This is a genomic window from Flavobacterium sp. (genome assembly GCF_965657075.1).
Classification (GTDB): Bacteria; Bacteroidota; Bacteroidia; order Flavobacteriales; family Flavobacteriaceae; genus Flavobacterium.
Genome location: NZ_CBFHMV010000002.1, coordinates 266,119 through 289,575, shown reverse-complemented (window position 1 = coordinate 289,575; position 23,457 = coordinate 266,119). Strand labels below are relative to the sequence as shown.

The 23,457-nt window shown below is 29.1% G+C and carries 21 protein-coding genes; 13 read left to right on the top strand and 8 right to left on the bottom strand.

Features of this window, described 5'->3' with window-relative positions:
• Nucleotides 1-656: 656 nt before the first annotated feature.
• Both ACTF56_RS02835 and ACTF56_RS02830 read left to right on the top strand, forming a co-directional pair.
• Nucleotides 657-1,148 (top strand): hypothetical protein, encoded by a 492-nt coding sequence (locus ACTF56_RS02835; protein ID WP_438965398.1) that lies wholly within the window; start codon nt 657-659, stop codon nt 1,146-1,148.
• An 87-nt stretch (nt 1,149-1,235) separates the two neighbouring features.
• Nucleotides 1,236-1,472 (top strand): hypothetical protein, encoded by a 237-nt coding sequence (locus ACTF56_RS02830; RefSeq protein WP_438965397.1) that lies wholly within the window; start codon nt 1,236-1,238, stop codon nt 1,470-1,472.
• Between the two features lie 78 nt (nt 1,473-1,550).
• On the opposite strand, the gene ACTF56_RS02825 is transcribed toward ACTF56_RS02830, so the two are convergent.
• The 3 genes from ACTF56_RS02825 to ACTF56_RS02815 all read right to left on the bottom strand — a co-directional run bounded on the left by ACTF56_RS02825 (nt 1,551) and on the right by ACTF56_RS02815 (nt 3,316).
• Nucleotides 1,551-1,733, bottom strand: a complete 183-nt coding sequence (locus tag ACTF56_RS02825; protein ID WP_438965396.1) for a CAL67264 family membrane protein — start codon at nt 1,731-1,733, stop codon at nt 1,551-1,553.
• Nucleotides 1,734-1,886: 153 nt separating this feature from the next.
• Complete coding sequence (holA, locus tag ACTF56_RS02820; RefSeq protein ID WP_438965395.1) at nt 1,887-2,891, bottom strand: DNA polymerase III subunit delta; 1,005 nt, start codon at nt 2,889-2,891, stop codon at nt 1,887-1,889.
• A 23-nt stretch (nt 2,892-2,914) separates the two neighbouring features.
• On the bottom strand, nt 2,915-3,316 hold the full coding sequence (locus ACTF56_RS02815; protein WP_438965394.1) for a four helix bundle protein: 402 nt from the start codon (nt 3,314-3,316) through the stop codon (nt 2,915-2,917).
• 33 nt (nt 3,317-3,349) lie between these two features.
• Between ACTF56_RS02815 and ACTF56_RS02810 the strand changes: the two genes are divergently transcribed.
• From ACTF56_RS02810 to ACTF56_RS02795, 4 genes are all read left to right on the top strand, one after another.
• Nucleotides 3,350-3,811 carry a type I restriction enzyme HsdR N-terminal domain-containing protein gene (locus ACTF56_RS02810; protein ID WP_438965393.1) on the top strand — a complete coding sequence of 154 codons (462 nt, stop codon included), beginning with the start codon at nt 3,350-3,352 and terminating at the stop codon, nt 3,809-3,811.
• Between the two features lie 2 nt (nt 3,812-3,813).
• Nucleotides 3,814-4,806, top strand: coding sequence for a glycosyltransferase family 2 protein (locus ACTF56_RS02805; RefSeq protein ID WP_438965392.1), 993 nt, complete (start codon nt 3,814-3,816; stop codon nt 4,804-4,806).
• A 67-nt stretch (nt 4,807-4,873) separates the two neighbouring features.
• Nucleotides 4,874-5,731 carry an OmpA/MotB family protein gene (locus ACTF56_RS02800; RefSeq protein ID WP_438965391.1) on the top strand — a complete coding sequence of 286 codons (858 nt, stop codon included), beginning with the start codon at nt 4,874-4,876 and terminating at the stop codon, nt 5,729-5,731.
• A gap of 135 nt (nt 5,732-5,866) precedes the next feature.
• Nucleotides 5,867-6,340, top strand: coding sequence for a hypothetical protein (locus ACTF56_RS02795; protein ID WP_438965390.1), 474 nt, complete (start codon nt 5,867-5,869; stop codon nt 6,338-6,340).
• A 96-nt stretch (nt 6,341-6,436) separates the two neighbouring features.
• Here ACTF56_RS02795 and ACTF56_RS02790 read toward each other — a convergent pair whose 3' ends face one another.
• The 3 genes from ACTF56_RS02790 to ACTF56_RS02780 form a co-directional block, all read right to left on the bottom strand.
• A complete protein-coding gene (locus ACTF56_RS02790) occupies nt 6,437-7,471 on the bottom strand; it encodes a carboxypeptidase-like regulatory domain-containing protein (RefSeq protein ID WP_438965389.1) in 1,035 nt (344 codons plus the stop codon).
• Between the two features lie 75 nt (nt 7,472-7,546).
• Nucleotides 7,547-8,167, bottom strand: a complete 621-nt coding sequence (locus tag ACTF56_RS02785) for an L-threonylcarbamoyladenylate synthase (protein ID WP_438965388.1) — start codon at nt 8,165-8,167, stop codon at nt 7,547-7,549.
• A 48-nt stretch (nt 8,168-8,215) separates the two neighbouring features.
• Complete coding sequence (locus ACTF56_RS02780; protein WP_438965387.1) at nt 8,216-10,555, bottom strand: ATP-dependent helicase; 2,340 nt, start codon at nt 10,553-10,555, stop codon at nt 8,216-8,218.
• A gap of 195 nt (nt 10,556-10,750) precedes the next feature.
• Here ACTF56_RS02780 and ACTF56_RS02775 point away from each other — a divergent pair, with 195 nt between their 5' ends.
• Complete coding sequence (locus ACTF56_RS02775) at nt 10,751-11,272, top strand: hypothetical protein (protein WP_438965386.1); 522 nt, start codon at nt 10,751-10,753, stop codon at nt 11,270-11,272.
• Nucleotides 11,273-11,284: 12 nt separating this feature from the next.
• Here ACTF56_RS02775 and ACTF56_RS02770 read toward each other — a convergent pair whose 3' ends face one another.
• A complete protein-coding gene (locus ACTF56_RS02770) occupies nt 11,285-12,193 on the bottom strand; it encodes a patatin-like phospholipase family protein (RefSeq protein ID WP_438965385.1) in 909 nt (302 codons plus the stop codon).
• 29 nt (nt 12,194-12,222) lie between these two features.
• Nucleotides 12,223-14,283 carry a M1 family metallopeptidase gene (locus ACTF56_RS02765; RefSeq protein ID WP_438965384.1) on the bottom strand — a complete coding sequence of 687 codons (2,061 nt, stop codon included), beginning with the start codon at nt 14,281-14,283 and terminating at the stop codon, nt 12,223-12,225.
• Between the two features lie 103 nt (nt 14,284-14,386).
• Between ACTF56_RS02765 and ACTF56_RS02760 the strand changes: the two genes are divergently transcribed.
• From ACTF56_RS02760 to ACTF56_RS02735, 6 genes are all read left to right on the top strand, one after another.
• Complete coding sequence (locus ACTF56_RS02760) at nt 14,387-14,830, top strand: SecDF P1 head subdomain-containing protein (protein WP_438965383.1); 444 nt, start codon at nt 14,387-14,389, stop codon at nt 14,828-14,830.
• Entirely contained in the window at nt 14,827-16,929 is a 2,103-nt protein-coding gene (recG, locus tag ACTF56_RS02755) for an ATP-dependent DNA helicase RecG (RefSeq protein ID WP_438965382.1), read from the top strand. Before ACTF56_RS02760 ends, recG begins: the two co-directional genes overlap by 4 nt.
• Nucleotides 16,930-17,050: 121 nt before the next feature.
• Nucleotides 17,051-18,115, top strand: coding sequence for an efflux RND transporter periplasmic adaptor subunit (locus ACTF56_RS02750; protein WP_438965381.1), 1,065 nt, complete (start codon nt 17,051-17,053; stop codon nt 18,113-18,115).
• Nucleotides 18,116-18,120: 5 nt separating this feature from the next.
• Nucleotides 18,121-21,210, top strand: a complete 3,090-nt coding sequence (locus tag ACTF56_RS02745) for an efflux RND transporter permease subunit (protein WP_438965380.1) — start codon at nt 18,121-18,123, stop codon at nt 21,208-21,210.
• Nucleotides 21,211-21,212: 2 nt separating this feature from the next.
• Nucleotides 21,213-22,517, top strand: coding sequence for a TolC family protein (locus ACTF56_RS02740; protein ID WP_438965379.1), 1,305 nt, complete (start codon nt 21,213-21,215; stop codon nt 22,515-22,517).
• Nucleotides 22,518-22,563: 46 nt separating this feature from the next.
• The gene (locus tag ACTF56_RS02735) at nt 22,564-23,427 is read left to right on the top strand and encodes a bestrophin family protein (RefSeq protein ID WP_438965378.1); all 864 of its coding nucleotides are present in this window, start codon (nt 22,564-22,566) and stop codon (nt 23,425-23,427) included.
• Nucleotides 23,428-23,457 lie beyond the last annotated feature (30 nt).

Here is a 23,457-nt window from a genome sequence, read left to right as displayed (position 1 = left end):
GTTGAATTTATTTAAGTTATTAATGTTTTACTAATTTTGTTTATCTGTTTTATTTTGTTTTTATTGAAAAAAATCCCACTTAACCTTCCCACTTTAAAATAATAACTATACATTTATTTTATCACAATAAATTTTAAAAGAATTATGGCTACAAAGATAGATTTAATTAAAAACAATTCAAAAGACAATTAATAATTACTATGCGTTTATCATTTTAAAAATTAGTACTAAAAAACCGAAAAACCTTAATTTATGGGGTTTTTCGGTGATTTTGTTATTACCATTTTAACCTCTACTCTAAAATGTTAATTATTTGTTTTGGTTTATGGTAAATAATAATTAAGTTTGATAAAAACACTTAAGCGGCGAGTATTTAAGATTTTGTTTGAGTTTCAATTTTTGAAACTCGCCTTAAAAGGTAATAAATAAGATATATAAAAAATACGATGACAGAAGATTGATTATTTGAATTATTATCAAAATATGAGAAACTTCCAATATGGTAGAGGTGGATTTTATTTTACCGATTAGCATTTTAATATCAATTACATTTGGTTTTATTTATAAATTATTTATTACTTTCTCTTTTTCAAATCTTTAACAGGTGAAATATTGACTTTAATTGTTTCTATAAACTTATATAAATTACTAAAAAAATGACTCAAATTGAAAAAATAGAAAATAATATATTAAAAAGAGTAGAATTAGTTAAACAAAAATCTCTTTATATCCCCATATCGTTTAAAGAATTTAATAATGATATTCCTTTCAAAACATTTAACGAATTTAAAGATGAATTAACTTTAGGAAATGTTGTTATTCAAAAATTTAATTTTGGATTAGATTCTTTTGTTGTAAATAATATTTTTGCAAGTAAAACAAATATTTTTAGATTTTATTTTTACCTTATAATGATGTATTTAAGTCCAGTGATTTCAATTATACTATCATTTATATATTCTTTTTGGTGGCTTGTAGGTGTTTTATTTTTTCCTATTATATTTTTAAAATTAATGAAAAGATTATATTCAAGTTATCTTTTCTATGCTGCATCTAACTCTGAAATAGCTTTTTCGTTTTTATTTTTTTTACGAGAAATTTCCATAAAAGATTTTAAAACAAATTATTATTGGGAAAAAAATAAATAACTAAAGAAATTAATTTTTGATAAAATATTTTCTTTTATTTGTAATGACTTTGGAGTATTTAAATTTAATTAATTTTAATCTAAAAAAATGATGAAACTTATTATAATAATTGTGTTTTTTTTCTTTGTAAAATGGTTTTTATATATTGGTGCTAAAGGGAGATTAGAGGGAACAAATCAATTTACAAAACAAAAACAAGATTTAGGATCATTATCAAAGAGTGAAATTAAAGTAAGTGATTCTAAAAAAGAAGCTTCGAAGCAATCTTTAGTTGGTTCTATTATTTTAACAGTAATATTAATCGTAATTATTTATATCTTTTAAAAAAATTAAACGAAATATATTATGTTTATGGTTAATTTTTTAATAAAATCCTGAGGCTGAAGCCAAAGGCAATACGGATTATACCCTTCCTTTTAGTGCATTGAAAACCCATGCAATTGCAAAAAAACCGATTCCTACAGCTGCAAATCCCCAACCGGCTACATCATCGTATCTATAGATTCCAAGTCCAATAATAATAATTCCCATTACAATCATTATAAATGTAGCCCATGCTAATACAGTGTTTTTATTCATTCCCATTTTATACTATTTTTTTTAAGGATAACAAAGATAGGGTTTTCAATATCAAAATTCAATTTCAATTGCAAAAATCAACTTCAAAATTAAATGATATTTGCAAAAGTCAATTTTGATAAACTTCTACCTAAATATTCGTTACTAAATTACAAATACCTACTTGAAAATATGAATCAACATTTCTTTAAGTAAATCACTTTGAGGCAAAGCATTGGCACCAACTCCTTTACTTTTAATGTCAATATCTCTTAATGTTGCGATAACGGCACTTACTTTTTTCATGGGATAATTTCTTGCAGCCAAATCATAATCTTTTAAAAAATAAGGATTTACTTTTAAAACGTTTGCTAAATTTTTAGGATTTTTATCTTTAGTGCCGTGATATTGTAACAATTGTGAAAAAAAACTAAAAACCAAACTTGTTGTAACCACAATTGGATTATCTTTTGGGTTTTGAGCAAAATAGTCAATAATTTTATATGCTTTTAATTGGTCTTTTTCTCCAATGGCTTTTCTTAATTCAAAATTATTATAATCTTTACTAATTCCAATATTATCTTCAACATCTTTGGCTGAAATAGTATGCCCTTTAGGTAAAACGATTTTCAATTTATCCAATTCATTGCTTATTTTAGATAAATCAGTTCCTAAAAACTCAACCAACATGATCGTTGCTTTAGGTTCTATTGCATAACCTTGACCTGAAAGAACTCTTTTAATCCATTCTCCTACTTGATTTTCATACAATTTTTTACTTTCAAAAATTAATCCTGTTTTTGCTAAATTTTTAGTTACTTTTTTTCGTTTATCAAGAGTTTTATATTTGTAAGCAAAAACCAAAACAGTGGAAGGTTGTGGGTTTTCGGCATAACTTTCTAATTTATCTATCGACTTAGCTAATTCTTGAGCTTCTTTTACGATTACTACCTGATGCTCTGCCATCATTGGAAAGCGTTTTGCATTTGAAATAACATCTTCCATAGTTACATCTCTTCCATACAAAATAGTTTGATTAAAATCACGCTCATGTTCTTGCAACACGTTATTTTCAATAAATTCTGTAAGTTTATCAATATAATAAGGCTCTTCACCCATGAAAAAATATATGGGTTTTATATTTCCAGTTTTTATATCTTTTGTAATTCGAATGACTTCGTCCATGTTTGTTGTTAATTGTTTTTAGTTTATTGTTTGTTATTACCAAACTTTAAACCTTTAATTTCTGAATTATTCAAATATTTCATAAAAGCTCCTATTTTATTTTTGACTAATTCAATTTTTATAGAAACTTCTTCAAATTGAATTTGAGAAATTAGTTTTTTATCTAACGATCTATATAATTGTGATTTTAATTCGCCACAAGAACCTTTTGAGTAACTTAAAAAATTAATAAACTCTCTATTTCCGTTTCTTTCAAAACCTTCTGCTATATTATCCATAATTGAACCAGAACTTCTATCCATTTGATCTTTCATGGAGAATCTTTTTCCTAAATTTGTATTTTCAAATAAATATTCAATTTCAGAACAAATTTCTCTAGATTTATTCCAAATTTCTAAATCTTCAAATTTATCTATTTTTGCCATAAACTATTAACAATAAACAATTAACTATAAATTTTGCAGCAACTCAATTTCCCAACCTATTCTTTCCGATTCAAAAATAGTGAAAATAAAGTGTCTATTTTTGATGAAATTAGAAAAAAATTCATTCTTTTAACTCCAGAAGAATGGGTTCGTGTGCATGTTGTTCGATTTTTAATTGAAGATAAAAAATATCCTAAATCCTATATTAATGTTGAAAAAGTTGTGAAAATCAACGGAATGAATAAAAGATACGATATTGTTGTATTTAACAAAGACGGTTCAATTTTTTTATTAATTGAATGCAAAGCTCCTGAAGTTGGTATTAATCAAAAAACATTTGATCAAATAGCACGTTATAATTTGATGTTAAATGCCAATTATTTAATGGTTACTAATGGTCTAAATCATTACTTTTGTGAAATGGATTTTGAGAAAGAGCATTATCATTTTTTAAAAGAATTACCCGATTTCAAAATTCTAAATCCTAAATCCTAAATTTGAAAATAGCAGTAGTCATATTAAATTGGAATGGAACAAAGTTGTTGCAACAGTTTTTACCTTCAATTATTAAATATTCTCAAAATGCAACTATTTATGTTGCAGATAATGCTTCCACTGATGATTCTATAGCAGTATTAAAAAGTGATTTTCCAACGATTAAAATAATTGAAAACTCAAAAAACTTTGGTTTTGCACAAGGATATAATGAAGCACTTCAATGGGTAGAAGAACCTTATTATGCTTTAGTGAATTCTGATATAGAAGTAACCGAAAACTGGTTAAATCCAATTGTAGAATTATTTGAAAAGGAACCTTCAACCGCTATCATTCAACCTAAAATTTTAGATTATAAAAAGAAATCTCATTTCGAATATGCAGGAGCAGCAGGTGGATTTATTGATCAATTTGGTTTTCCTTTTTGTAGAGGGCGTATTTTTGAAACTTTAGAGCAAGATAAGGGTCAGTATAATGATACCACCGAAATTTTTTGGGCAACAGGTGCATGTTTATTTATTAGAAAAAAAGTTTTTAGAGCATTAAAAGGTTTTGATGAAGATTTTTTTGCTCATCAAGAAGAAATAGATTTATGTTGGAGGACTTTTAATTTAGGATACCAAACAAAATACACTTCAAAATCGGTAGTTTATCATGTTGGTGGAGCTACTTTGGACGTTGCAAATCCTAAAAAAACATATTTAAACTTTAGGAATTCACTTTACATGTTAGTAAAAAATTTACCATCAAAACAATTGTTCTTCATTATTTTTTTTCGAATGATATTGGATGGAATAGCAGCTTATAAATTTTTATTTTCAGGAAAACCAAAGCATTTTATAGCTGTTGGTAAAGCGCATTTTTCATTTTACAAAAATTTAGTTAAAATGTATCAAAAAAGAAACGCTTCACAAAAGACTAACTATTTCAAAACTAATTCGATAGTCTATAAATATTTCATCAAAGGTTTAAAAAAATTTACTTCTATATTTTAACAATAATTTATAGCATAAAATTTATTATAACTTAATTTTCTATTTAATTTTGAAAAAAATAATTACCATGAAAAAAGTTTTATTACTAGTTACAATTGTATCTCTAAGCTTAAGTTCATGTGTTTCTAAAAAGAAGTTTACAGCTTTAGAAGCCCAACAAAAAGAAACACAAGACTTATTAAACACGGTAACTTTAAAATTAAATACTTGCTTGACGGAAAGTGAAGCATTAGAAAAACAAAGAAAAGATTTATTAAGTCAGTTAGAATATCTAAAAAGAACTAATACAGACTTAATCAACAGTTCCAAAGAACTAACCGTTCTTACCACAAAAGGTGCTACTAATTTAGAAAAATCTTTAGAAAGTTTAAAAGAAAAAGATTTAAAAATCAGTCGTTTACAAGATGCATTGACTAAAAAAGATAGCGTAACATTGGCTTTGGTTACAAGTCTTAAAAAAGAAGTTGGTTTAAATGATCCTGATATTAACGTCAATGTTGAAAAAGGAGTTGTTTTTATCTCAATTGCTGACAATTTATTATTCAAATCGGGAAGTTATGAAGTTAGTCCTAATGCCAAAAATGTTTTAGCTAAAGTGGCAAAAGTAATTAACAGCAAACCTGATTTTGAATGTATGGTGGAAGGTCATACAGACAATATTCCTTACAGAAGCGGTGTTCTTTTAGATAATTGGGATTTGTCGGTAAAACGTTCTACTTCAATAGTTAGAGTTTTACAAAACGAATTAGGAGTTGATCCAAAACAGTTAATTCCTGCAGGAAGAAGTTCTTATGTGCCACTAACTACTAACGATTCTCCAGCAAACAGAACTAAAAACAGAAGAACTAAGATTATTATTCTGCCAAAAATTGACCAGTTTTATGACATGATTGAAAAAGAAATGAAAAATTTGAGTAAAGAATAGTTTAAAATACGAAGTACGAAGTTTTAAGTACGAAGTGATTAAAAATCCAAAAGTATAGGCTTTTGGATTTTTTTTTATTTTTTTGGTAATATTTACATGAATTAAATTTAACTCTCAAAATTTAGGAAAATCAATATGAATCTATTAAAATTATTTTTTGTTGTTTTTTGTTCGTTTTTACTACTATCGTGTAAAAAAGATGAAACAACTGTAAGTATAAAAAAATCAGACAAAAAAGAAAGTATAACTTCTTTAAATCTTAAAAAAACAATCATAGAAAAAAATTTTAAAGAAATTGATGCCAAATTAAATACATACAAAAAAAAGGAAATGAGTGTTCCTGATGAAATGGACATCACGGCCTATTATGATCAGAATCATTTGGTTAAATTGACCTTTACTTCAGATTATGGTCATGATACAGAAAGTGGAAGCTTTTATTTAAAAAACAACAAACTATTTTTATTAAAAAGCGAATATTATTCTGAACAATCGATAAGTGGTCCTTACACAATTAGTCAAAAGATGCTGTATTTTGATGAAAATGTTGTTATTGAATCTTTAGGAAAAGAACAAACTTTTAAAACTATTTCAGCCATAAATATGTAAAAAGTTCCAAGTTTTCCCAATAAAAATGTGAAACCAAGTGATGTTCGTGAAATTAAGGAAATGTTGAATTATTGTATTGAAGCATTAATCAAATAATTACTCAAAACCAAAATTAGCGGGTAATAAATCTCCTACTCTTTTTCCAGTAAAAACTCCAGAAAACATAATGTTTTCATAATTGGAAAACAATCCAAACTTATCTATGAAAAACGTAGGTTCGTAAAATATGACTTTTGATTGCTGTTTTTTATCGTACAAAACACTCAATTCTTTCTGAAATTTTTTATTTGGAATTGAAGAATTCACATTAGAGAGTACCGATATTCTTTGCATCCCTAAGGTATCTTTGGTTGTAAAATGCATGTTTGGAAGCGTTGGAAAACTTCTATAAAAAAGTTGAAAACCCTTTTCTGAAAAATTCCTTTTAGATAATTCACGCATAAAATGAGTTATGGAACCTTCAAAGGCTTCCAATCGTCTTTTTTTGATTTTTTGAGTGCTATCGACTTCTACAAATCTTGAATCACCTGAATAAATTGAGGTATAAATAAAATCGGCATCCAATGTATATTTCTTAAAATTAATTTCAAATCTATTTAAATCATAATACACTTTGTATCCTAAATAAGGGTTATTTATTACCAAATCAACATCACTGTAGGCATGAAATTTATTTTTGTCTTTATCAAAATAAAAGTACAGTTCATCCTCATTTTCTATAATGCATTTTTTTCCAGCTTTAGTCAAACCCAAAAACTGTTCTTTAAAAATACGCATCATTTGTTTTCTAGAAAAACCACCATCTGAAAGAACAATTTCATTCAATTCTTCTACTTTTGGTTTCAAATAAACTTTATATTTCACCCCTAATTTAGGTTGAGAAATTATAAATTTTTCATATCCAACATAAGAAATAATTAAAGAGGCATTCAATTCAGAAGCAATAGTAATTTGAAACAAACCTCTTTCGTTAGTAGTAGTTCCCAAGGAAGTTCCATCAATATACACAGTTGCTCCTAATAAAGGCTCATTATTTTCATCTAGAATTTCACCATAAATATTTTGCTGAGCAATAATTTGATTATTTGAGAAAAAAATAAAAATTAAAAATATAAACTTGAGGATTTTCATGTGTGAAATTTATTTGTTAGAATTCCGATAGTGTTTTTCTAATTATGGATTAAAGTTTGTAATGAATTTAATAAACTATAAAACATCTAAACTTCCTTTTCCTTCTCTAATAACTTCTGGTTCATAAACAGATAAATCAATTATAGTAGAAGCCACATTATCACCATAACCACCATCAATTACTAAATCAACTTTATGTTGCCATTTTTCAAAAATTAATTCTGGATCCGTTGAATATTCGATTACATCATCTTCATCATATATTGAAGTTGAAACAATTGGATTTCCTAACATTTCAACAATTTTAAGAGCAATATTGTTATCAGGAACACGAATTCCTACTGTTTTTTTCTTCCTAAATTCTTTTGGTAAATCGTTATTTCCTGGTAAAATAAAAGTATATGGTCCAGGCAATGCCCGTTTTAAAATTTTAAATGTAGCTGTATCAATTTGTTTTACATAATCAGAAATATGACTTAAATCGTTACAAATAAATGAAAAATTGGCTTTTTCAAGCTTAATTCCTTTAATTTTTGCAATTTTTTCTAAAGCTTTAGAGTTGGTTATATCGCAACCTAAACCATAAACTGTATCGGTTGGATAGATAATTAATCCGCCGTTTTTAAGTACATCAACTACTTTTTTTATAGCAGCTTCGCTTGGTTTATTTTCGTAAATCTTGATGAATTCTGACATTTGGATTTTATTTAGGATTTAATTTAAAACTTTTTACTAAAAAAAACATTATCCCAAAACTTGTAATTTAGCAAATCGAAGTAAAAGTTTTTTAATTCCTCCAACATCAAAACGAATTTCGGCTTTTTTATCAGCTCCAACTCCTTCAAGATTTAAAATTTCGCCTTTGCCAAAACGTTCATGCATTACTATATTTCCAACAGTTAAATTAGAATCAAATAAATTTGCATTTGAACTGCTTGATGATTTACTAGCTACGGGTTTTAATTTTCGAATATTGATTGTACTTGAAGGTTCATCATAACTCAAATGTTTTGGTGGTGTTCCTGTAGCCGGTTTAGATAAACGCAATTTTGATTTATCTACATCACCAAAAATATCAATATCCATCATGGGTTTGTATCTGTAATTTCCGTTATCTTGAGGATTCATGTATTCTAAAAATTGATCTCCAATTTCTTCAATAAAACGTGAAGGTTCACTATCCACCAATTTTCCCCAACGATATCTGGATTGTGCATAAGTCAAATACGCTTGATGTTCGGCACGAGTTAATGCAACATAGAACAATCTTCTTTCTTCTTCCAATTCGCTTCGTGTATTTAAACTCATTGCACTTGGAAACAAATCTTCTTCTAAACCAACAATAAAAACATAAGGAAATTCAAGTCCTTTAGCCAAGTGAATCGTCATCAAAGCTACTCGATCGTCATCACCGGTGTCTTTATCTAAATCGGTTGCTAAAGCTACATCTTCCATAAATTCGGCCAAAGCACCTCTAGCACCGTCAATTTCTTTTTGACCTTCGGTAAAATCTTTAATACCGTTTAAAAGCTCTTCAATATTTTCTATACGAGCAATACCTTCAGGAGTACCATCTTTTTTTAATTCTTGAACTAAACCTGTTTTTTTGGTTACATGATCTGCTAAATAAAAAGCATCTTGATTTTCATTAATGACTTGAAAACTTTTTATCATGGTAACAAAGTCTTGCAACTTTGTTTTGGTTCCTGAATTTAGTTTTAAATCAATTTTGTCAATATGTTCCATTACTTCAAAAATAGAACGCTTGTAATGATTTGCCGCAACGGTTAATTTCTCGATAGTTGTATTTCCGATTCCACGTGCTGGATAATTGATAACTCTAACTATTGCTTCTTCATCTTTCGGATTAATAACCAATCTTAAATAAGACAATACATCTTTAATTTCCTTTCGTTGATAAAAGGAAAGTCCGCCATAAATACGATAAGGAATATCTCTTTTTCTCAAAGCGTCTTCCATGGCACGAGATTGCGCATTGGTTCTGTACAAAATAGCAAATTGACCGTTATGCAATTGTTTTTGCATTTTCATATCAAAAATTTCTCCTGCCACAAAACGTCCTTCTTCACCGTCAGTTAAACTTCTGTGCACTTTAATTGGTGGTCCATCATCATTGGCAGTCCAAACTATTTTATCTAACTTGGTTTTATTTTTATCAATAATACTGTTGGCTGCTTCCACTATATTTTTCGAAGATCTGTAATTTTGTTCCAAACGATACATTTGTACATTATCATAATCTTTCTGAAAATTCAGGATATTATTGATGTTGGCACCACGAAAAGCATATATACTTTGCGCATCATCACCAACTACACAAATGTTTTGAAATCTATCCGATAAAGCTCTAACAATCAAATATTGAGAGTGATTGGTATCTTGGTACTCATCCACTAAAATGTAACGAAAACGATCTTGATATTTTGCCAAAACATCTGGAAAACGATTTAATAACTCATTGGTTTTCAATAACAAATCGTCAAAATCCATTGCACCACTTTTAAAACATCGATCCACATAATTTTGATAAATATCACCTAAACGTGGTTTTTTGCTCATGGCATCCGATTCTTGTAATTCAGGATTATTGAAATAAGCTTTTACAGTAATTAAAGAGTTTTTGTACGATGAAATTCGACTCAAAACTTGTTTGGGTTTGTAAACATCTCTATCTAATTGCATTTCTTTTATGATGGCAGAAATTAATCGAACACTATCTTGCGTGTCATAAATAGTAAAATTAGAAGGATATCCTAGTTTTTCAGATTCAATTCTCAAAATTTTTGCAAAAACAGAGTGAAAAGTACCCATCCAAAGGTTTTTGGCTTCATTATTACCAACAATATCTGCAATACGTTTTTTCATTTCACGTGCTGCTTTGTTAGTAAATGTTAACGATAAAATATTAAAAGCATCAACACCTTGACTCATTAAATTGGCAATTCTAACAGTTAAAACTCTTGTTTTTCCTGAACCGGCCCCAGCAATAACAATCATTGGTCCATCTTTTTGGAGAACTGGTGCTTGTTGCGCTTCGTTTAATTGATCTATATATCTTTGCATTTTACTATTTTATCTAATCTACAAAAATACAAATTCAAAAATCAATTTCAATGGCAAAAAATGAATATCAGTTAAAAAAAGTGAAATTCTATTTTTGGTATTTAATTTTGAGTTGCAACAATACCATTGTTTTTTAAAATTGATTTTTGAAATTGATTTATTTAATGTTTACTTTGCAATTTAAAATTAAAAAAAATGGATATTTCAAAAATCATAGAAATTGCCTCTTATACTATACCATCAATAGTAACTGGTGGTGTTGCTTACTTTTTATTTCAATCATTTTTTAAAAATGAAGAAAATAGAAGACGTTACGAATTGGTAAAACTAAATCAAAAAGAAGCTTTACCCTTGCGATTACAAGCTTATGAGCGAATGGTTTTATTTTTGGAACGCATTCATCCTGCACAACTTCTTTTGAGAGTTGCTCCACCAACTACTGATAAAAATGATTATGCTACTTTTTTAATTCATGCCATTCAAACAGAATTTGAACATAATTTGACACAACAAATTTATCTAACTGATGACTGTTGGGAAATGATTACAAAATCTAAAAATACAACTGTTCAAATGATTAGAAAAACATCTCTTGAAACCACCATTGCCAATGCAAGTGAATTGAGAGAAGCTATTTTAAGAGAACTAACTGAAATGGAAGCACCCACAAGTATTGCAATTACCTTTTTAAAACAAGAATTGAAATTAATATTGTAATTACTTCTATTTTTATTCTTCTACTGGAATTTCCTGAGTATCTACATCTTTAGATTTTGCATATTCATAGCCAATTTGCCACCATTGTTTCATTTTTTCTTTATTAAAAATCAATGAATTTGTGGTTAAAATAGAAGGTGTATAATAAAAATTGATAGTGGCTCCTTTGAATTTAGCTTCATATTTACCAATTTTAATGTTTTGATATTCAATTCGGTCCATCATAAACGAAAAAAGATTGGTTAAAGCACTAAAAACACCTCTTGCTGGCATTCTGTTATACAATGGCGTTTCTGTGTGAAGAATTATTGCATCTACATGAGTTGCACCGTTTTTAATGGCTTCCTCAATGGGAATCATGCTTGCAAAACCTCCATCTGCATATTCACATCCTTCTTTTTTTACCAATGACATAAATGGAATGTAATTGCACGAAATCCATATCCAATCGCAAAAATCATCGTAAGTGTATTCTTTAATTGCTTTGTACTCTACTGAATTTAAGGACAAATTGGAAACCGTAACATAAATGTTTTTTGCAGAACTTTTTAAAACTTCAAATTCTTCAATCGTAAAGACTTTACTTATCAATTTTCTCAAATTTTTACTTTCACCAAAGGTTTTTGATCCCTTTATGAAATTTCTCATCACATTAACATGACTGATTTCAATAACATCTTCACCATACTTCTTTTTAATTACAAAAGGACAATTACTGAAAATACTTTTTTGATTAACAGAAGTGTAAATTTCTTTAATCTTTTCAACTTTTTGTAAAGCTAGGTGCGAAACCAGTAAACTTCCCGTAGAGGTTCCATAATACAAATCATACTCTCTTTTAAGATCTTCAATTAAATATTGAGCCACACCACCAGCAAATGCGCCTTTACTTCCTCCACCTGAAATTACTAATGCCTTCATTTAATTTTAATTTGAATTATAAAATTACACTATTCGTTTAAAAAATAATCAATACGATTTATTTGAGTATTTGTTGCCTTTATTTTTAAATCTTGAAACTGATTTTTGATAATTGAATTTTTTATCAATTCTCTAATGGTATCTTTTGCAAATTTGACTGCTTGCCATTTGTGATGCAATGATAAATCTATCAATGAGAGTAAAACTTCATCTGGAATTTTTTCTAACTGAATTAAAGGTTCAAGAGCACTTTGTCTGGTTATTGATTCAAAAGGTTCTTTTGAATAGTTTATTAATTCGTTAATAACTTCATCATTAGACACTTTATTTGAAACATATTGAGCATATTTTAAGATTAAATGTGCCAATTTTAAATTATAGTTTAATCCTTCCCAATTTTTAGCTAAATCCAAATACTTTTCTCGTTCCTCAGGAAAGTTTTTAAATAACCTATACAATGCAATTTCTCTAGTGATATAAGATTTATCGTTTAATAAATCTTCAAAAAAACTTAGGTTTTCAAAAGGAATAAAGTCGGTAGTTTCAATCAAAGTTTGCCTTACTTTTAAATCATTTGTATTTAAAGCAGCTCCAATAAGTTCTTTTTTATCTTTAAAAGGAATATTTTTTACTTGATATAAAATTTCTTGTTTTATTGGAAAATAAGCCTCTGAAATCATTACGTTTAAAAACTGTTCTTTCTTTTCTAAAAAAGGAACTTGAGCTAATTTTCTTATTTCTTCAAGTTGAAAAATAGACTTATTTTCTTTTAAAATAGCATTAACTTGACTCCATTTAAAATCAGAAGATTCCAACCATTCTGCTTTAAAATTATCAACATTAAAATTACTGACTTTCTTAATCTCATTTAAAAAGTCATCTGTATTTACATTTTTATAGGCATATTTTTTTAAATACGATTGAACTGCTTTTTTAAACTTTTCTTCTCCAATAGTGGTTCGTAAAACATGTAAAGCCCAAGCACCTTTTTTATAAAATGTCAATGAACTTGCTTTTTCATTTAAAATTGGAATAGTGTCATATTGAGCATTTTCTCTAAGTTCTAAAGCATTCAAATACAATTGATGATGAAAATAATCTTCTCCAAACAATTCTTTTTCAGCTAACAGAGCATAATAAGTAGCAAAACCTTCTTGCAACCAATGGTGTTTGCTTTCTTTAGCAGTAATTAAGTTTCCAAACCATTGATGCGCTAATTCATGAGCGTTGACGTTTAAATAATTTCTATCGTTGAAACCAATATCATCTACAACAAAATCTTGAGAAAAAATGGTAGAAGTTGTATTTTCCATTCCAGCATATAAAAAATCTCTAACAGGAACTTGACGGTAAACTTCCCAAGGGTATTTAACTCCAATTTCTTCTTCTAAAAAATCAAATAGTTGTTTTGAATAGCGGTAAGTAGGTTCAAATTTTAGAGAATCCTTTTTATCCAAATAAAATTCTAAGAGTGTTCCAGATTTTGAAGTCGTAGATTGTTTCACAAAATTGCCAACTGCAAGCATAACCAAATAAGAAGACATTGGTTTTTGCATTTCAAAATACTTAATCTTAGAAGTTTCAGTCAGAAACGATTTTTTAAGTTTGCCATTCGAAAAAAAGTCATAAAAATCATTAAAAGAAATAGAAATATTAAAAATTACTTTCTCATTTACATCATCAAAACTGGGCAGCCAATGACTGGTATATTTGCCTTGTCCTTGGGTCCAAATTTGCAAGTTGTCATCTTCACCATTAAAATAGAGCGCTTGTTTTGGAGATGCTTCATATTTAAAAGTTAAATGATTTTTACCTTTTTTATAACCTTCAAATAAATCTAAAGTTTTTCCTGAGTTTTTAAAATCGACCTTTTTATCATTAATGAAAACTTCCATAATTTTCATATTTTTGGCATCAATTTTTATGGTATCATAGCTTTTTTTTAAATCAAATTCATAATGAACTTTCCCTGAAATAGATTTATTTAAAGAATGTAAAGTTAAAAATGCATCGCAACTAATGAAATCAACTTTTTCTGTTTGTTGACCAACGGCAAAGAATGAAAATAATATAAAAAAAAGTAAGCGCATAAACGTTTTTGGATTATTTTACGAATATAAACATTTTTAAAACTTTTGCATTTCTAAATTATTTAATTTTGAAGTATATTCGCTAATAATAAATATTATATTAATGAAGAATTGTGTTTTTTTGCTTTTATTGATGATTTCTACAACTATTTTTAGTCAAGAGTCTGAAAAAGAAAGTGGTTGGTATTTAGTAAAAGCTAAAGATGCCACTTCAAAGTATTTAGATATTACAGACGACTATTCAATTGAAGATAATTTAATTACAATCAAACATGTAGAAAGTATACAACTTATAGCCTCTGAAACGCGACCATTTAAACAAATTCAACTTAATTTCACCGAAGAAGGGAAACAAATTTGGGAAGAACAAACAGATAAATTTTCGGGAGAAAAAGTATGTTTTATATTTGAAAATCAAGTTGTTGCAATTGTAACAATTACTGTAAAAATTAGTTCTGGAAGCGTCTCTTTTTCCTCTGAAAATCCCAAAATAAACACAGAAGAATTGTACAATAAATTAAAACCAATTGTAGAAAATCAAAAATGAATTTATTTGAAACTCCTATTGAATTCCTAAAAGGTGTTGGTCCACAACGAGGCGATTTGCTTCGCAAGGAACTCAATATACATAAATATGGAGATTTAATTCATTTATTTCCAAATCGTTATATTGACAAAACCAAGTATTTTAAAATCAATCAACTTCAAAATACCAACTCTGAATTTCAAATTATTGGCAAAATCATCAACATCAAAACGGTGGATCAAGGCAAAGGAAAGTCGCGTTTGGTTGCTACGTTTATTGACGATACAGGCCAAATGGAGCTGGTTTGGTTTCAAGGTCAAAAATGGGTTAGAGAAAGTTTAAAAATTAATGAAGTTTATGTCATTTTTGGTAAAATTTCGCAATTTGGAAATACGTTCAATATGGCGCATCCAGAAATGGATTTATTGGAAGAACATAAAGCCAACATTGCATCAGCTATGCAACCTGTATATCCCAGTACCGAAAAGCTAAATAAACGTGGAATTACAAACAAAGTAATGAATAAAATGATGCAACAATTGTTTTTAGAAACTAGTGCATTATTTGCAGAAACCTTACCCATTTATTTGATTGAAAATTTAAAATTAATTTCCAAAAAAGAAGCACTTTTTTATATTCATTTTCCAAAAAATCAAGAGGTTTTAGCCAAAGCTCAATTCCGATTGAAGTTTGAAGAATTATTTTTCATTCAATTACAACTCATCACCAAAAACCTAATTCGAAAGCATAAAATTAAAGGAATGCCCTTCGAAAAAGTGGGAGACAATTTTAATAATTTTTATAAAAATCATTTGCCTTTTGAACTAACAAATGCCCAAAAAAGAGTTTTAAAAGAGATTAGAAATGATATGGGAAGTAATGCCCAAATGAATCGTTTGCTTCAAGGAGATGTGGGTTCTGGAAAGACAATTGTGGCGTTAATGTGTATGTTGATGGCAAAAGATAATGGTTTTCAAAGTTGCTTGATGGCTCCAACAGAAATTTTAGCCAATCAACATTTCAATGGTTTGTCTGAATTAGCTAAAAATTTAGACATCAACATTCAAATTCTAACAGGTTCTAGTAAGGCAAATGAGCGAAAAATGATTCATGAAGCACTAGAAAATGGAACCTTAGATATATTAATAGGAACTCATGCCCTACTTGAAGATAAAGTAAAGTTTCAAAATTTAGGATTAGCAATCATTGATGAACAACATCGATTTGGTGTAGAACAAAGAAGCAAACTTTGGAAGAAGAATACAATTCCTCCACACATATTAGTCATGACAGCAACTCCAATTCCCAGAACATTAGCCATGAGTTTATATGGAGATTTAGATATTTCTGTCATCGATGAATTACCACCAGGAAGAAAACCAATTCAAACCGTACATCGTTTTGATAGTAATCGATTGAAAGTTTGGAAATTTATTAAGGATGAAATTGCTAAAGGAAGACAAATTTATATTGTTTATCCACTGATAAATGAATCTGAAACAATGGATTATAAAGATTTAATGGACGGTTACGAAAGCATTTCTCGTGATTTTCCTTTGCCCAACTATTCTATTTCAATTCTTCACGGTCAAATGAAACCCGCTGATAAAGATGAAGAAATGCGAAGATTCTCCGAAGGAAAAACAAATATTATGGTGGCAACAACGGTTATTGAAGTTGGTGTAAATGTTCCAAATGCTTCCGTAATGATTATTGAAAGTGCAGAACGTTTTGGACTTTCGCAATTACATCAATTAAGAGGAAGAGTTGGTCGTGGAGCCGAACAAAGTTACTGCATTTTAATGACCAGTCACAAACTTAGCGATGATAGTAAGATACGAATGGAAACCATGGTAAGAACCAATGATGGTTTTGAAATTGCTGAAGTAGATTTAAAATTGCGTGGACCCGGAGACATTATGGGCAAACAACAAAGCGGTGTTTTAAATTTACAAATAGCTGATTTGGTAAAAGATAAAGATATTCTTCAATTGGCACGTCACGAAGCTATCAAGATTCTTAAAGCAGATGCTCCAATGGAAAAACCCGAACACAAAAGGCTTAGAGAAGTTTTTATTGAAATGAGCAAAAAGAAAAATATTTGGAATTATATAAGTTAACCAAACAAATAGAATCGTTACGTAAATTAATATTTGTATATACAATTGTTAAATAAAGTATAAGTAGTTGGTTTTATACCATTGTAACAAGTAATTTTGTTTCCTATTTTAATATATTTCTATGAAAATTAAAACTATCATTCTAACCTTAATTGTATTATTTTTTATTGGTTTTATTGGCTATCGCATAAAGAGTAATTCAGATAAAAACAATACCAAAAATACTAAAACTAATGGAAATAGTAAACCTAACGTAAAAGTAAATGGATTGGTGATTTCTGAAGAAAGTTTTTCTAACATTATTTCTGTTTCAGGATCAATTGATGCCAATGAACAAGTTGAAATAAGAAGTGAAGTTTCAGGAATTGTAGAAAGTATTTATTTCAATGAAGGTACTAATGTGATTAAAGGTCAAACTTTATTCAAAGTTAATGATAGCGAACTAAGAGCACAATTAGCACAAGCTGTTACAAAAAAGAATTTAGCCAGTGAAAATGAAAGAAGAGCTAAATTATTACTAGAAAAAGAAGCCATAAGTCAAGAAGAATATGACATTGCAAGTGCAGAATATAGAAGTTTACAATCACAAATGCAATTAATTCAAGCACAAATAGCGAAGACAAATAGTAAAGCGCCTTTTTCTGGTAAGATTGGATTACGTAACATTTCACCAGGTACTTACCTTACTCCCACAACTATTGTAACCAATTTAGTGAGTTCAAATCAACTAAAAATTACATTTTCTATTCCTGAAAAATATGCCAGTGAAGTAAAGATAAATCATGAAATTAGTTTTACTGTTTCTGGAAGTTCTGAAATTTTTAATGCAAAAATATATGCCATTGAACCTAGTGTGGATATGACAACAAGAACTCTTTTAGTTCGTGCAAAAACAGAAAATAAAGATGGAAAATTGCTACCAGGTACTTATGCCAACGTAAAAGTTCCTTTGAATGTTATTGATAAGGCTATTTTAATTCCTACGGAAGCAATAATTCCTGTACAAAATGGAAAAAAGGTTTTTATTTCAGAAAGCGGAAAAGCAAAAGAAGTAAAAATTGAAACAGGCACACGAACTGAAGAATCTATTTTAGTAACCAATGGATTAAAATCTGGTGACACATTAATTACAAGTGGAATAATGAGTCTGAAGCCTGATACATCTGTAAAAATAACTCTTAAATAATAAGCATGAATTTATCTACACTAAGTATTAAAAGACCTGTTCTTACTATTGTATTAAATCTTGCCATCATATTATTTGGTTTAATTGGATATAAATTTCTAGGAGTTAGAGAATATCCTTCTATTGATCCAGCACAAATTTCGATTAGAACCAATTACACAGGAGCAAATGCTGATATTATTGAATCCCAAATCACAGAACCTTTAGAAAAAGCAATTAATTCTATCGATGGAATTAGAAATATAACATCTTCTAGTAATCAAGGAAGAAGTTCCATAACCATCGAATTCAATTTAGAAAAGGACTTGGAAGAAGCGGCTAATGATGTTCGTGATAAAGTATCTCAAGCTATTAGAAGCTTACCAGAAGATATTGATTCTCAACCTATAGTTTCTAAAGCTGATGCAGATAGTGAAGCCATTATTTCGATGACCGTACAAAGTGAAACTAGAAATGCATTAGAATTAAGTGATTATGCTGAAAATGTTATTGGTCAACGATTAGAAACTATTCCAGGAGTAAGTGGCATACAAATTTGGGGTGAAAAAAGATATGCCATGCGTTTGTGGATTGATCCTTATAAATTAGCTTCTTACGGATTAACTGTTGCTGATGTTAGACAAGCATTAAACGATCAAAATGTAGAGTTACCATCAGGGAAAATTACAGGTGATAATACCGAACTGACTGTAAAAACTGTAGGGAATTTAACAACTGCAGACGAATTTAACAACATCATCATAAAAGCTGATGGAGATAAAATCATTCGCTTAAATGATATTGGTTCTGCTACTCTTGGACCAGAAAATATAGAAACTCAATTGACACAATCTGGAAAACCAATGGTTGCCGTAGCAATTGTACCACTTCCTGGAGCAAATTATATTGATATTTCAGATGAGTTTTATAAGGAGTATGATAAACTAAAAAAGGATTTACCAAAAGACATCCAATTAAACATCGCAATTGACACCACTGTTTTTGTAAAACGCTCTGTAACTGAAGTAGTGGAAACTTTGATGATTTCGATTTTATTAGTTGTTTTAATCATTTACTTGTTCTTTAGAAATTGGGCTATTGCATTTAGACCTTTAATTGACATTCCTGTTTCTCTAATTGCGACGTTTTTCATTATGTGGTTGTTTGGTTTTTCAATAAATGTTTTAACGCTATTGGCCATAGTTTTAGCTACTGGATTGGTTGTTGATGACGGAATTGTTGTAACCGAAAACATTTTCAAAAAAGTAGAAGAAGGCATGTCGCCTATTGAAGCCGCAATAAAAGGTTCTAACGAAATATTTTTTGCAGTAATTTCCATTTCAATAACCTTGGCAGCTGTATTTTTGCCTGTAATTTTCTTAGAAGGATTTGTGGGAAGATTATTTAGGGAATTTGGAGTTGTCATTGGAGCTGCAGTATTGGTTTCTGCATTCGTTTCCTTAACTTTAACACCCATGTTAAATGCTTATTTAATGAAAGGTGGCGAACAAAAAAGAACCAAATTTTATGATTTAACTGAACCCTACTTTGTGAAATTAAATAAAGGTTATGCTTCCTATTTAGAACGATTTGTAAAACACAAATGGGTTAGTTTTGCCATTATTATTGCTTGTTTCGGATTAATATATTTGTTTTTTAGTATTCTTCAAAAAGAAACAGCTCCTCTAGATGATCGAAGCGGTTTTGTTATGCGAATGTCAACACCAGAAGGAGCAACTTACGAATACACAGACCGATTCATGCAAGAAATGTCACAATTAGTTGACGATTCTATTCCTGGAAAAAATGTTAGTTTAGTAATTTCATCACCCGGATTTGGTGGTGGCGGTGCTGTTAATAGTGGTTTTATACGTATTTCATTAAAAAATCCAAGTGAAAGAGAAAAATCCCAAATGGAAATTGCAGATGACTTATCCAAATGGACCAAACGCTTTCCTGATGCTAAAACTTCTGTAATTCAGCAACCTACTATTTCTGTAAGTCGTAGAGGTGGTTTACCTATTCAATATATTATTCAAGCTCAAAATTTTGAAAAACTACAAGAAAAAATTCCTCTATTCATGGAAGAAGCTTCAAAAGACGAGACTTTTTCAATGGTTGACGTGAATCTAAAATTCAATAAGCCCGAAATTAATGTTTCAATAGATAGAGAAAAAGCGAAAAGTTTAGGAATTTCTGTGATCGATATTGCTCAAACTTTACAATTATCATTAAGTGGTCAACGTTTTGGCTATTTTACAAGAAACGGAAAACAATATCAAGTCATAGGACAGTTTTTACAACAAGATAGAGCAACTCCATTAGATTTAACCTCGATTTTTATTAAAAATGATAAAGGTCAATTAATTCAAATGGACAATGTGGTAAATGTGGAAGAACAAAGTAATCCACCACAATTATACCATAACAACAGATACATGTCTGCCACAGTAAATGCAGGTTTAGCACCAGGAAAAAGTATTAATGATGGAATTGAAGCTATGGATGCCATAAAAGCTAAAGTACTTGACGATACTTTTACAACAGATTTAGGTGGTGAATCTAGAGATTTTGTAGAAAGTAGTTCTAACACATCTTTTGCTTTTGGTTTGGCTTTATTGTTGATTTTCTTGATTTTAGCAGCTCAGTTTGAAAGTTTTATTGATCCATTTATCATCATATTAACTGTTCCAATGGCAATTGCTGGAGCTTTGTTTTCGTTGTGGTTGTTCGATCAAACTTGGAATATCTTTAGTCAAATTGGAACCATTATGTTAATCGGTTTAGTTACCAAAAACGGAATTTTAATCGTTGAATTTGCCAACCAATTGCGAGAACAAGGAAAATCAAAATACGATGCGATTATTGAAGCTTCCGAATCGCGTTTGCGACCAATTTTAATGACCAGTTTAGCTATTGCTTTGGGTGCTTTACCTATTGCAATGTCGCTTGGAGCAGCATCTGCTAGTAGAATGGGAATGGGAGTTGTAATTGTAGGAGGTACATTATTTTCCTTAGTTTTAACTCTTTTTGTAATTCCAACCATTTACTTATTATGGTCAAGAAATAGAAAATATAGACCAGAATTTGATAATATTGAAGCTTTAGAAAAATAATTATGTCAAAAATATTTACCCTTTTTTTTATTGTCATTTCTTGTACTCCTTTACAAGCTCAAGAACTTCTTTCCATTGAGGATGCGCTACAAATTGCTTTAGAAAATAATTATGAAATAAAAATAGCTTCCAATAATCTAAAAATTGATGCAACTAATAATAATTTAGCTAATGCTGGAATTTTACCTGCTTTTAATGCCAGTTTAACCAATAATAACAGCCAATTAAATACAACCCAAACCCAAGCTGATGGTTCGCAAAGGACTTTAGACGGTGCAAAAAACATGAATTTAAGTTATGGCGTTGGATTAGATTGGACCATATTTGATGGCATGCGAATGTTTGCCAGAAAAGAACAATTAAGTACACTTGAAGCTCAAGGAAAATCTGAACTTCAAGCTACTATTTTAAACCGAATTAGTGATGTTTATTTGACTTACTACGATTTGGTACAACAACAACAAATTATAACTTCTATTGATAGTGCAATGGTCATTTCAAACCAAAGAGTGACCACTGCTCAAAATCGTTTTTCTATTGGTAAAGCATCAAAACTAGAAGTGTTGAATGCACAAGTTGACTTAAATACTGATAAAAGTTTACTTTTGAGTCAAAAAGAACTGCTAAAAAACACAAAAATAAGACTCAACGAACTATTAGCAAGAGATTTACTTTTAGATTTTACTGTGGTTGATGAAATTGATTTTGATGCTAATTTAGTTTACGAAGAACTTAAAGCATTAGCTGAAAAACAAAATCCTCAATTACAAGCTCAAATTTTATCAAAAAAAATAGCCGATTTGAATTTTAAACAAGTCAAGGGAAATCGCTACCCTACTGTGCGAGTTACTTCAGGTTATAATTTTACTCGTTCCGAAGCTTCATTGGGATTTATTACACAATCTTCTGGTAGAGGATTTGTTTATGGAGTTTCTGCAAGTGTTCCAATTTTTAATGGTTTTCTTCAAAATAACAGAGAAAAAGCAGCCAAAATCGAAGTAGAAAACGCTGATTTACTTTTAAATCAACAAAAATTAGCATTAGAATCTCAAATAGCTTCACTTTTTCAAAGTTACCAAACTAATTTAGAGTTAATTGCATTAGAAAAAGAAAATCTAGAAATTGCTAAACAAAATCTCGACATTACTTTAGCCAAATTCAGAATAGGAACCATCATTCCAATTGAGGTAAGAACCGCTCAACAAAACTTTATTGAAGCATCAGTTCGCTATTCCAATGCAAAATTTCAAACCAAATTATCTGAAATTAGTTTAAAAGAATTGGCTGGAACATTAAGTTTGAATTAATTTACTAAATTTACCCTAAATTCATACTTCTAAATTCTAAATTTTCATGGTTCAATACAACCCAAAAGATTGGATTACCTTTATTTTTCGTTTCCATAAATCAGATACTTTTCGTCAATTGATTCCCATGATGATAACTATTGGAATTTATGCTTATGCTATAGCTTATTTAGAAATTGAATATTGGAAATTATCGGCAGACAGTCATGTAAAAAACATAACTATTATGCATGGTATGCTGGGTTTTGTAATTTCCTTACTTTTAGTTTTTAGAACAAATACCGCTTATGATCGTTGGTGGGAAGGACGTAAACATTGGGGTGCTTTAGTAAACAATAGTCGAAATTTAGCTATAAAACTATCTGTAATTTTAAAAGACGAACACGACAAACATTTCTTCAGAAAAGTAATTCCAGGTTATGCTTCTATTTTGCAAAAACATTTGAATGATGAAGAAACAGGTAAAATGCTTTTTGAAGACCTAGATTTGGATATCGATCATCACAAACACAGACCCAATCAAATTGCAAAAATGATGTTTCAAAAAATAAACGATTTACACGAAAGTGGAAAAATTTCGGGAGATCAACTAATCGTTATTAATAATGAAATTCAATCTTTTACAGATATTTGTGGAGCTTGTGAGCGAATCAAAAACACTCCTATTCCCTACTCTTATAGCTCTTTTATCAAGAAATTTATATTTTTTTACATTATGAGTTTACCTTTTGGCTATGTTTTTAGTTTAGGCTATTATGTAATTCCAGTTGTAGTTTTTACATTTTATGTTTTAGCGAGCTTAGAATTAATTGCCGAAGAAATTGAAGATCCTTTTGGTGATGATGCTAACGATTTACCTACAAGAAAATTAGCCAGCAACATCAAAAAACATGTCGAAGAATTGATTTAAAATAGTTTTTCATATTTTTAGATTTTTGGT